Raw genomic sequence first — 13,250 nt, 5'->3', positions numbered from 1 at the left:
ACTATATGACTCCTGAAGCTTGCTTTAATAGTGAATTATCTACTCTCAGTGTAATGTGATTATGAATATACTAGTAAGGCCTTCCGGCAAATGTGCCGAAAGGCCAACAGAAATTATATCATTACCACCGTTGTCAAGGTTGGGTAGTATTTTCTCGTATACACTCGAAAATCTCCACCCTCCCCTTGACAAGAGGAAGTAAATGGATAAGTATGATTTTCTCAAAAGTGTTGCATTTAATATTGCAATTTAGAAATAAAATATGATATATGTTTGTAAAAGCATTATAAAATGCTCTCATAGAAGATCAATTTACCAACTATATTTTTTACTTCCATTAAACCCATTTTAGTCATTTTCTAGCGTTTCAATGATTACCTTTAAATCTTTTAATGCATCTATATATACATATCGTCCACCTTCATACTCACCCCTTTGAATTAGCGGCATATCCATATCTTGCAACTTTTTAATCTTTACATTAGTATCTTTTATATTGAATGCTATATGATGTATTCCCTCCCCCTTAGTATCCAAAAACTCTCTCCAGGTTGAAGGATGTTCATCAGGTTGAATTAATTCAATCTCTAACAGCTCTCCCACCTTAAAGAAGGCAAGATATGCCCTTGCAACACACGGCTCTCCCTTATACATGGCCCTAGTTTTATCAACGGTATCTGTTAATATAATCTCAGGTTGAGGCAGACCCAAAAACTGGGCATAGTTCTTAGACGTTTCCTTTATATCCTTTACTACTATACCTATTTGAGTCACCATATTCGTACCTAATACACCCTTATCCATACTTATATCCCCCTTCTTAATAAGAATATTATAAAATTTCACCATTCGTTTTTATCAGTTTTTGATACCAATATCCAGAATCCTTAATAATTCTCTTTTTATTCTTATAATCTACATATACCAATCCAAACCGTTCAGAATATCCATTAGTCCATTCAAAATTATCCAACAAAGACCATATAAAATATCCTGAAATATCTACTCCATCTTCAATAGCTCTCTTTAGTTCACTAATATAGCGGTGTAAAAAATCTATTCTATTGGGATCATGCACTTTACCATCTACAGATACAGTATCGTGACATGCCATTCCATTTTCAGTAATATAGATTGGAAGTCCATAACGCTCAAATAAAAATTTAGGCCCCCAATAAAGACATTCTGGTGTTACGGGCCAGCCAATAGATGTCTTTGAATAGCCCTTTACCCTTTCGGCATATTCACAAGCGCCATCTATGCCTGCTTTGATAGCAAAACCATTATATATATTCTGACCATAAAAATCCAGTGGTTGAGAGATTATATCCATATCATCCTGTCCAATTACAGGTAAATCTGGTCCAAATAATTTGATCCCTTCTTCTGGATATTTTCCAAGTAGCACAGGATCACTCCACCAAGTTACATTCCATAAATAATTATGTGGATTTGTTTGTATACTAAAATAGGCATTGCGCGCTGCATCTATATCTTCCGGAGAATTGCTAACTGGATATGCAACAGAGCTTGTAGGAGCATAGCCAATCTTTGAATTGGACACTACACTTCTAATGGCCTGTACCGCATAGCCATGGGCAAGCATCACATTGTGCGCCATTTGCAAATTTGACCTCTTCGACATGATATTTCCCGGGGCATGTGCCCCAGTAACATATCCTAATCCAATAAAGCACTGTGGCTCATTAAATGTAATAAAACACTTTGCCCTATCGCCAAGTTTTTTTGCCACAATTTCAGCATAGTCTGCAAACCATTTTGGACTGTCAGGATTTAGCCACCCCCCATGTTTAAAGAGTTCATAAGGCAAATCCCAATGAAATAAAGTAACATAAGGGAGGATATCCTTTTCCAATAAGGCATCCACTAATTTATCATAAAAATCAAGCCCTTTAGAATTAATCTCACCAAAACCACTAGGTAAAATTCTTGGCCAGGCTGTAGAAAATCGATACGCATTAATACCTAGCTCTGACATTATATCTACATCATCACTGTAGCAATGATAGTGATCACAAGCAATATCTCCCCTATGTCCACCAAAAATTTTTCCCGGTATAGAACAAAAATCATCCCAAATACTAAGCCCTCTACCATCTTCAAAGGCAGCGCCTTCTATTTGATATGAAGAAGTCGCTGCACCCCATATGAAATTTTCCCCAAAACTCATATATAATTCCCCCTATCCCGCAATGGCATTATAGACATAATCAAAAATAGAATCAGTATAGCTTATAAAGGTCTTTCCATGCCATTATTAAATTAATTTAATCTATTTAATTTAAATCTGACCCATATAGGCACATACTTTATGCTTTTCACCATCACCAAATACAGGAATAATATTCCCCTCTATTTCTTTACCATCTATCTCTAAGCGCTTAATTCCCCTTTGTACATGGGCAGAATTATCAATAGTAATTTCATAAGTATCCCCACGAAAATGTCTTATTACTGTAAAACCAGACCATTTTTCAGGTATACATGGTGAAATTTTTAATCCATCATAATCCGGCTTTATACCCAATATGGCTTGAGTGATAGCCACATAGTTCCATGCAGCTGTACCTGTTAGCCAAGAATTCTTCGCTTCACCATAACGTGGGGCATCTTCCCCTGCAATCATCTGTGAATACACATAAGGCTCTGTACGATGAATTTCGCTGATTTCCTCCCGCCAGGCGGGAGCTATTTTACAATATAGATCAAATGCACGATTTCCCCGGCCTACAATAGTCTCGGCAATTATAATCCATGGATTGTTATGACAGAATATACCGGCATTTTCTTTATAACCTGGAGGGTATGAAGAACATTCTCCAAGGTTGGTGTAGTACTTTGTAAAGGCAGGCTGATGGATCATTATACCATGATCTGTCTCGAGCCATTTTTTAACAGAATTCAGAGCACTCAAAGCCTTTCCATCCTCTAATCCAATACCTGCCATGATACAATACCCTTGTGTTTCAATAAATATCTTACCTTCTTTGCATTCATGACTTCCCACCTTATTACCAAATGCATCATAGGCACGTAAAAACCATTCACCATCATAGCCATATTCTAGTATAGCTCTACGCATCGTTTCAATCTCATGACGAGCTCGCTCTGCATTTCCTGTTTCGCCTTTTCGCTCTAACATCTCCACAAGTTCTGGACCAATAGCTACAAACATACCTGCAATTAGAACTGATTCAGCAATCCTTCCGTCTGCAGTTCCAGTTGTTTGAAATGACTCATCTGCTGTAGTAGAATGGCAATTAAGATTTAAACAATCATTCCAATCGGCCCGTCCAATAAGCGGTAAACCATGGGGCCCTTTATTCTTAACCACGTGATCAAATGATGCCTTAAGATGCTCCAATAAATTTCCGCAATCCTCAGGATCGCAGTTATATGGAACTTGTTCATCAAGGATTCCTAAATCTCCTGTTTCTTTTATATAGGCTGCAGTCCCTAAAATTAACCATAAAGGGTCATCATTAAAACCGGATCCAATATCATGATTGCCTTGTTTTGTAAGGGGCTGATATTGATGATAGGCACTGCCATCTTTAAATTGAGTTGCAGCAATATCTAATAGACGCTGTCTAGCCCGAGAAGGAATTTGATGTACAACTCCTAGCAGATCCTGGCTGGAATCACGAAATCCCATTCCACGGCCTACACCTGATTCAAAGTATGAGGCTGAGCGGCTCATATTAAAAGTAGTCATACATTGATACTGATTCCATATATTTACCATGCGTTCTAATTTTTCATTACCGCATCTTAATTGATAAACTCCTAAAAGTTTATCCCAATAATTACAGAACTCTATTACTGCATAATCAACATCTTCATCCGACTTGAATCTATCAATCATTTCATATGCCTTTTGTTTATTTATAACTCCAGGTGAAATAAATTTTTCTTTTTCTGCATTTTCAACATAACCTATTATATAAATTAATGATTTCTCTTCACCAGGCTCTAGCCTTAAATTTACTTGGTGGCTACCACATGGACGCCAGCCTGAGGCAATAGAGTTGCTACAAACTCCCTTTAAAACACTTTTTGGTGCCTCAAGGCCATTATACATGCCTAAAAAGCTGTCAAGATCTGTATCAAAACCGTCTATCTCATGATTAACCGAGAAAAAAGAAAAATGATTCCGTCTCTCCCTATATTCTGTCTTATGATATATAACACTACCTTCTATTTCTACTTCGCCAGTAGAATAGTTTCTCTGAAAATTCGTCATGTCATCCAATGAATTCCAAAGGCAAAACTCAATAAAAGAAAAAACACTAAAATCTTTAGTCTCATTGCTAAGGTTAGTAAAAATCAGACGATGCACTTCGCCATTAAAACCTAAAGGCACTAATGCTAAATGGTTAACCCTTAGATTACCTCGCTGACTGCTGATTTTGGTATATCCCATACCATGTCTACATTCATACCTATCTAATTCTTTTTTTACCGGCTGCCAAGATGGTGCCCAATAGTCCTCTCCATCTCGTATATAAAAATATCTTCCCCCGCTATCCATAGGAATATTGTTATAACGATATCTAGTAATACGTCTCAAGCGTGCATCACGATAAAAGCAGTACCCTCCTGAAGTATTGGAAATTATGCCGAAGAAATCCTCACATCCCAAATAATTTATCCACGGATAAGGCGTACGTGGAGAAGTAATTACATATTCTTTTTGCTTATCATCAAAATATCCAAATTTCATTATAAAAATTTCCCCCTATATAATCTTAATAATCTAGAGTACCATTCAATAATTATTGTTAAAAATTTAAACGTTAACAATAGGTCCAACGGTTTCGTTAGTCCACAATTCACCTTCTATTACGGTTGGCTTAAAAATTGAATGCTTTTTATGTTCAATATTATAAATCAATAATCTAGCTGCTTCTTCTCCTATTTTGGTTGTATTTTGATGAATTGTAGTTAGTTTCGGTGACATAATACGCGAAAATATAACACCATCATATCCAGCAATTGAAATATCATCAGGAATTGTTAGACCATACGATTGAATAGCATCTATAGCACCAAAAGAGCAAACATCATCTGGTAATAGAATGCAGGTAGGTCTATCTTTTAGTCTTAATAATTTCTCCATTGCTTTTCGTGTGGTATACGCATTTGTATATAAGCTTTCAATCATATACTCCATCTTAACCTCTAAGTTTAATTCATTCATAGCCTCAACATACCCAGCAATACGCTGCTGAGTAACATGCGAATCAGTACCATGAATATATGCAATTTTTGTATGTCCCATAGAATAAGCATGATAAACTAGCTTTTTCATATCCTCTTTATTATTAGATAAAACACATGCACAATTTGGAAAAATATAATCAATACTGACAACTGGTATATTACTTTGTGCAAGTTCTTGTACTTCAGGGTCTTCTTGATCTACACAAGCGATACAAACCCCTTCAATGCCCCGAAATTTACAATTTTGTAATAATGTTATAGTTTCCTTACCCCAACGTCTATTAATAAAGGTAATATTATAACCATCCTTTTCGGCTTTATCTTTAAAGCTATTCAATACATGGGAAAAATACAAATGGGTAAGCCCGTTATTTTGGTCATCTATGAATAAGATCCCAATATTAAAAGTCCGATTAGTTTTTAAAGCACGTGCATTGGCATTAGGGACATACCCTAAACTTTTAGCCGTCCTAAGTACTAATTCACGCGTCTGTTCATTAACATCACTATAACCGTTTAATGCTTTACTAACAGTTGATACAGAAAGACCACATTTTAAAGATATGTCGCGAATATTTGCCATGTTTAGCACACCCCACTTAAAAACTATCCATGTTATAGATTATCTAAAACGTTTTAGATGGTGTTTACCTATATTTATTATAGGCACCTTTTATAATAAATGCAAGTATAAATAAAAAAATTATCTATAATACTAAATCAAGATATAAAAATTATAAGAAAAAATAACTTAATTGGTTTAGATTAAAAAAATCTAAACCAATTAAGTCTCAATGGTGTGGTAAATCTAATATAAAGATTATGGTTACCTTCTATAGTTTGAGTTATTTTACATGAAAAAGTTTCCCATGAATGTACCTTTTCTTCATCTTCTGTATAGCATTTTGCTATAATTTCTCCATATGGGTCATCTATTCTTACTTCTAGTAAATCCCCTTTTGTATAAGCGAATGCCCTAACTTCAAAAGCATCTATTCTTTTTGAAAATTGAACATCATTAAAAGCAATCCAGCTCTCTTTATCCTTTGCAATAACGCAGGTTTTATTTTCTTCTCCTTCCCCCAAGGCTATATGACCAAAGCTATAATCATCATAGTTTAAAGCTTTAGTTCTGTATGTAAGGTCACGGGGAGGTATTTTTTCACCTTCTATTTTTATTATTTTATCCAGTCTAATATCTTTAGAAGATGAACCAATCATGATATGATAAAATCCCGACTCGATGCAGAATTTTTCTCTAGTCACATCCCAAAAAGCAAGTTCTTTTGATGATAAGGTAAAATCCATCCTTTTTGATTCTCCTACATCTAGATGAATCCTTTCAAAACATTTCAATTCCTTTAGTGGTCTTTTAACTCTGGAATTATCTGCTGAAACATATAATTGAACAACTTCATCACTTGCCCTTTTGCCTATATTTTCTATATAAAAAGTAATTTTTATATCTTTATCTTGTTCGCTATTTTCTACATCTATTTTTAAATTACTATATTTAAAATCTGTATATGTAAGTCCATGTCCAAAAGGATAAAGGATATCTCCATCGAAATACATATAAGTCCGGTTTCCCTTAATAATATCGTAATCTGTAATAGGCGGGAGCTGATCCATGGATTTATACCATGTCATATTTAGTCTACCTGCAGGACTATAGTCACCAAATATTATATCTGCAAGTGCACTACCTATCTCCTGGCCTGCATGGGAGGTATATAATATAGCTGGGATGTTTTTGTCTGCCCAATTTATGGCGAAAGGATAGCTACCTACCACTACCATAACAGTATTAGGATTGGCTGCATATACAGCTTCAATAAGCTTTTCCTGGGCTGGAGGTAGTATAATATCAGGTCTGTCATAGTTCTCCTTGCCATTTATATAAGGATTGTTGCCCACAAATACAATAGATACATCTGCACCTTGGGCTGAGGCTACTGCATTTTTAATACCATCTGATAGGAGCTCCAATTTGAATCTAGATGCACTTTCCTCGCTTTCTACTGCCAATAAAGTTCCATCTTCTTTGTTGACAGTTATATACTTGCCATCCCATATCTTTATTATATATATATCGTCTCCCTTGGAGATCATGTTGAAAGACTCTTCAACAAACCAGCTTCTAACTTCCTCTTTAGATGCAGTTAAACTCTCTGCTCCATTTACAAATTTGCCATTCACATAGGATTTTAATGTAAAGTTTCCCCATCCCCAATCAGTCACATCAAACATTTCGTTTATTCCTATTGTACTACCTTCTGCCCTCAAGACATTGTCACTGCCTCCTCTTACAGATATATACCTATCATTGTCAAGAGATTTTAATGCAATACAATCGCACCCTTCTGTAAAGGTAATAGCTTTATTATCTGTTTTTTTGCCTATACCTTTAAATGGTGTTATTTTGTAGGGAAGAGTACCACTATACCAGTCTGTATATACTACGTCACCAAGGGGACCAATTACAGCAATGCTATTTATATTATCCCTATTAAGAGGAAGTACCCCCTCTTCATTCTTAAGTAAGACAACAGACTTTTTAGCTGCCTCTCTAGATAACCTCCTATGTTCTGGTCGGCAGATATCTTCCTCAGATATACCTGCATAGGGATTGCATGACTCAGGATCAAACTGTCCCAACCTAAATCTAACCCTGAATATATTTCTTAGTGCATTGTCAATATCTACCTCTTCAAGTAGACCATTTGAAAGTGCTCCTCGTACTGATTCAATAACAAGTTCTGGTTCATCTGTTATACAATCTACACCATTTTTCAAAGCTGCAGCAGCAGTCTCATAATATGAAGAATAATACCCATGCATAGTAACTGTCTGGCTAAAATCAGCAGCATCTGTGACTATAAAACCTGGTAGTCCCCATTCACCCTTTACAATATCATTTAGTATAGGATCCACTATACACGGCGTTCCATTTACAGCGTTATATGCAGTCATAATACAACATGTCTTAGCATTTACTATAGAAGGTTTAAATGCATTCCAATAATATTCCTTCATATTTCTAGGATCAATACTCGCTGAAGAAGTCCCACGATTATACTCGTTATTATTAGCAAAAAAATGTTTTAATGTAGCACCCATTTTTAAATAAAAGGGGTGATCCCCTTGCATTCCATTAATTAACTGGGTAGTTAACTCCCCAGTTAAACAAGGGTCTTCTCCATAAGCCTCTTCGGTTCGTCCCCATCTAGGATCCCGCGCCATATCAACAGTAGGAGCCCATAAAGTAAGACCTCCTTTTGAACCTAGCTTCTTATAATATGCCCTTGCCTCTGTTCCAATTACATCTCCTATTTTATATAGTAAATCCTTATCCCAAGTACATGCCAAACCTATTGGTTGTGGAAATACTGTTGCTTCCCCAACCCAAGCTACACCATGCGCAGCTTCACCCCCAACAGAATACTCTCTTATACCTAAACGTTCCACTGCTGCCTGTTGAGTAGGCAAAAGACTTATTTTTTCTTCCAATGTCAAACGTAATATAAGATCTTCCACTCTATCTTCTAAAGGTAAATCAGGATTTTCAAAAGGATATTTCCCCATTTATACACACCTCACATATCTGATTCAATAAATCGTGTAAATGGATGGATTAGAAATCATCCATTTACCATCCCATATATCTTCTACCCTCGTAGATAAAACACGTTAAACCATAACTACCTATTCTATAGCATTTGGACTTCTAGTCCGTGAATTTCTGGTTTTGGTACTATCTCTAATCCCATATCTCTTTGAATTACCTCAGATGCTCCTTCTACTTTTGCCCCATTGACACCCCTTAGGCAAATTTTATATGGTTTCGTTGCCCCTTCTACTTTTATCTCTATGATATTACCTGATCTCTTTGCCTCTACTTCGAGTTCTATCTCCCCTCGCATATCACAGACAGTGCTTGTTGCAGTATGATTGTCTTCAAGCTGGAAGACATTTAATGTGACTCCCTCTGCATAGTCATAATCAGGTCTATCATCCCTATTGCCCATGGCAATAATACTATTTGGCCTTACAAATAAAGGCAGACTCATATAATCATGATTTTCTTCTATCCATCTCCCGCCTTCTACTCTTTCCCCTGTTAAGAAATTGCTCCATATCCCTTTAGGTAGATAATAGGAGACATTCCCTGTCTCGCTAAAAACAGGTGCAACTAAAATAGAATCGCCTAGCATATACTGCGTATCTAAATAAGTACATGCCATATCTTCTTGAAACTCCAATACCATAGGTCTCATTATAGGTATACCATATTTTGAAGCTTTACAAGCCATACTGAACAAATAAGGCATCATGCTGCATTTTAGTTTGGTAAAAAAACGTAAGACATCTACCGATTCATCATCAAAAAGCCAAGGTACCCTATATGAAGCATTGCCATGCAAACGGCTATGGGAAGAAAGGAGTCCAAAGGCAATCCATCGTTTATAAAGATCAGGAGTTGCTGTATTTTCAAAACCACCTATATCATGGCTCCAAAATCCAAAACCGCAAAGACCTAAAGATAAACCACCGCGCAAGCTTTCAGCCATAGAATCATAATTAGCCAGACAATCTCCTCCCCAATGCACAGGGAACTGTTGACTACCTGCTGTAGCAGACCGAGCAAATAATACTGCATTATTTTTTCCGTACCTTTCCTCAAGTACTTGAAACACAGTTTTGTTGTATAAATATGTATAATAATTATGCATTTTTTCTGGATCCGAACGATCATAATATACAACATCAGTAGGTATACGTTCTCCAAAATCCGTTTTAAAACAATCAACGCCCATATCTATTAATTTTCTCAACTTATCAGCATACCACTCTCTAGCTTGTGGATTCGTAAAATCTACAATCCCCATACCAGGTTGCCATAGATCCCATTGCCAAACACCTCCATCGGCTTTTTTCAAGAGATAACCATTTTTCATACCCTCATCAAATAATTTAGATTGTTGAGAAATATAAGGATTAATCCAAACACATATCTTTAGTCCTTTATCTTTCAGCCGTTTCAACATCCCTTCAGGATCCGGAAAAACTCTTTTATCCCATTCAAAATCACACCAATGAAAGTCCTTCATCCAAAAACAATCAAAATGAAAAACATGAAGTGGTAAATCTCTCTCCTTCATTCCATTGATAAAACTAGTTACAGTTTTCTCATCATAATCAGTTACAAATGAGGTAGAAAGCCATAAGCCAAATGACCAAGCAGGTGGGAGTGCTGGCTTACCAGTAAGATTGGTATAGTGTTCCAATACATTTTTCATACTAGGTCCATTTATAATATAATATTCCAGATACTCCCCTGGTACACTGAATTGAATTCTTGAAACTTTTTCAGAACCCACCTCAAAAGAAACATGCTCTGGATGGGCAACAAATATCCCATATCCTTTATTACTTATATAAAACGGAATATTCTTATAAGCCTGCTCAGAACTAGTCCCCCCGTCTTGATTCCAAACTTCAACAACCTGACCATTTTTAATGAAATTGGTAAATCGTTCTCCAAAACCATAAATATATTCATTTACACCCAAATGGAGCTGTTCACACATATAACTTTTATCTCCATTTGCAGTTATATAGCCCAAGTTTTTTTCCCCTGATCCCGTAAGATAGTTTCCCCGATCAAAAAAATCAATTGCCCAATACTTTTTTGACATCACTGCTTCCAAATTTCCACTCCTAAAAACAATGCTTTCTTCATCATCATCTATATTGATATCCACATCCTTGCTTTCATTTATGTTAAAGCTAGGTTTAGCTTTTATATTCCCTTTATGGTGATATGCCTGAATGCGTATCACATCTGCCATTGGAGAAGAAATTTTTATAGTTATTAAAGGACCAGCCAATGTCTGACCCCTATGATCTACTTTAGTACATGGTGCATAAACCATAACAGAATTATCATTAATATTAGTTTCATATACTTCAGCTGGATTATAAATTTTAAAACCATCTCTAACCAACCAAAAACCATTGCTAAATTTCATGTATAAATCACATCCTTTTGTCTCTCTTCTGCAAGTTTTATTTATATAATAAATCTGTATTGTACAGCAAAATTATATTAATATAATTTTGCTGTACAATACCATTGAAATTTTTTCAATATGCAATCCTATTTACTTTGCCATAACTCCATTTTCTCTTGTATAAGTTTATTCATTGCTTCTGTTAATTTTGGCAAATCTGCTTCATCCATTTCTTTTAAATATTGATCCCAAATCTCATCAAATTTATCTGGTGATGCAAGAATTGCCTTTGGAATCAATCGCATTCCTATATCATCTCTTACTTTATTATCAATTTCCACCAAATCTGGATCATCTATATTATACATCCATGTAGCACCCCATGGCTTGCTTGTAAACTTCTCTGGAGAAGGGAATAGATCCATCCATGTTTTTACACCATATCCTGCAAGTATTTCCTTTTCTGTATCAGTATAATTTGCTATAACATCATCTATTTCACTATCAGGTTGAACATAATTATCAGTGGAATCCTTTATGCCATTACCCCATTCAGGAAATGGATAAGCGTAGTTTCCTATACCCGTTTTCTTAGAAAATTCCGTATCATTACGTCTCTGCTCATCTATTTCAGGCAAAAATACCCTTTTACCATTTGAATCATATTCCCAGTGTTCTCCTTCTATCCCCCAATGGGTAAGTATTTGAGCTTCCTCTGTGGCCATCCAATCTAAAAATTGTATTGCCCTTACAGGATCTTTACAACTCTTAGTTATAGATACGCCCCATCCTCCAGTATATCCAGGGCTTTGGTTTACACGACATTCTGTAGATTCATTTAACACTATAGGATAGAGACCATGCATACGTTCTTCTAGTCCACTCTGACGTAATGCCGTCTCTCCTTCAGAAATTTCCCATTCTGCATCTGTTAATGCTAATACTCTTCCAGATGCAATTTTTGCTTTATATTGATCATACTTTTGAGTAAAACTTTCAGGATCTAACAGTCCTTCGTTATTCATGTGATTTAACCATCTAAAATACTCTTTCTCTTCCTCTCTAGTATGATGACGTACTGCTTTATAAGTCTCAGGATCAACATACCATTCCCCATCATCCGAACCACCTGTTACAGCCCATGCAGGATTAGTTACAGATATCAAAAATCTCCATCCATCTGCCAAAATCGTAATAGGAATTGTATCCTGCCCATCAATTTTAGGATTTTTAGCATAATAATCTTTTATAGCTTTTCCAAAATCATCCAATGTCTTTATTTCAGGATATCCTAATTCTTTAACAACTGCATGTTGTAACCAAAATGCACCCGCTGGCTTTAGACTTACTTCATGTACAGGATAAGTACCTACATAATATATATGAGGATCATCTAAACTCCATTTTAGCCTTGGTAGATAGTCCCCAAATAATTTTTTAATATTTGACCCATGTTCTTCAATCAAATCATCTAATTCAACTATGCCACCAGCATCTTTTAATAAATTCAGATCTCCTTTAGCATATACCAAATCTGGATAATCACCGCTAGCTGCCATTATGCCTAAACGCTGTTTGGGATCAGTTCCTATTTCATTTTCAATCTCCAATGTTACGCCTGTCAACTCTTTAATTTTCTGTGCAACGGGACTTTTAAACTCATCATAGTTTGCATTAGCCTCGGCACTATACATAGTAAATGTAATAGGTTCTTTGGAAACTTCTTCTTTAGGCTCATTATCAGATGTATCGTCATTTCCATTATCTACAGTTTCAGAATTGGATTTTTCGATTTCTGAAGTATTTTTTTCATTTTTCTCACAGCCTGTAAACAAACCTGTAATCAATAGCATTACCAATAATAGACTCAAAAATTTTTTCATATCTATCCCCTTTCTAATCTATTACGTTTCAAAAATCATAGAAAAAATTTATCCCCTTCTAAATTCACCTCCTATCATGATATATTTTATAAACCAATCTAAAAAATCA

At 35.7% G+C, this 13,250-nt stretch carries 7 protein-coding genes; all 7 read right to left on the bottom strand.

Annotated elements, in window-relative coordinates; genetic code table 11:
* Positions 1–348 precede the first annotated feature (348 nt).
* Positions 349–804 carry a VOC family protein gene (locus EJN67_RS09150; protein ID WP_129724024.1) on the bottom strand — a complete coding sequence of 152 codons (456 nt, stop codon included), beginning with the start codon at positions 802–804 and terminating at the stop codon, positions 349–351.
* A 28-nt stretch (positions 805–832) separates the two neighbouring features.
* Entirely contained in the window at positions 833–2,191 is a 1,359-nt protein-coding gene (locus EJN67_RS09145; RefSeq protein ID WP_129724023.1) for a GH1 family beta-glucosidase, read from the bottom strand.
* A 111-nt stretch (positions 2,192–2,302) separates the two neighbouring features.
* Positions 2,303–4,744 carry a GH36-type glycosyl hydrolase domain-containing protein gene (locus tag EJN67_RS09140; RefSeq protein ID WP_129724022.1) on the bottom strand — a complete coding sequence of 814 codons (2,442 nt, stop codon included), beginning with the start codon at positions 4,742–4,744 and terminating at the stop codon, positions 2,303–2,305.
* Positions 4,745–4,810: 66 nt separating this feature from the next.
* On the bottom strand, positions 4,811–5,827 hold the full coding sequence (locus EJN67_RS09135; protein WP_129724021.1) for a LacI family DNA-binding transcriptional regulator: 1,017 nt from the start codon (positions 5,825–5,827) through the stop codon (positions 4,811–4,813).
* 182 nt (positions 5,828–6,009) lie between these two features.
* On the bottom strand, positions 6,010–8,829 hold the full coding sequence (locus EJN67_RS09130) for a glycoside hydrolase family 3 protein (RefSeq protein ID WP_129724020.1): 2,820 nt from the start codon (positions 8,827–8,829) through the stop codon (positions 6,010–6,012).
* Positions 8,830–8,954: 125 nt separating this feature from the next.
* Positions 8,955–11,276 (bottom strand): alpha-xylosidase, encoded by a 2,322-nt coding sequence (yicI, locus tag EJN67_RS09125; protein ID WP_129724019.1) that lies wholly within the window; start codon positions 11,274–11,276, stop codon positions 8,955–8,957.
* Between the two features lie 128 nt (positions 11,277–11,404).
* Positions 11,405–13,141 carry an ABC transporter substrate-binding protein gene (locus tag EJN67_RS09120; protein ID WP_129724018.1) on the bottom strand — a complete coding sequence of 579 codons (1,737 nt, stop codon included), beginning with the start codon at positions 13,139–13,141 and terminating at the stop codon, positions 11,405–11,407.
* Between the last annotated feature and the right edge of the window lie 109 nt (positions 13,142–13,250).

It is taken from the genome of Xylanivirga thermophila, assembly GCF_004138105.1.
Lineage (GTDB): Bacteria > Bacillota > Clostridia > Caldicoprobacterales > Xylanivirgaceae > Xylanivirga > Xylanivirga thermophila.
Note: the sequence above shows the minus strand (reverse complement) of the source record. Positions and strands in the feature narration are given on the sequence as shown.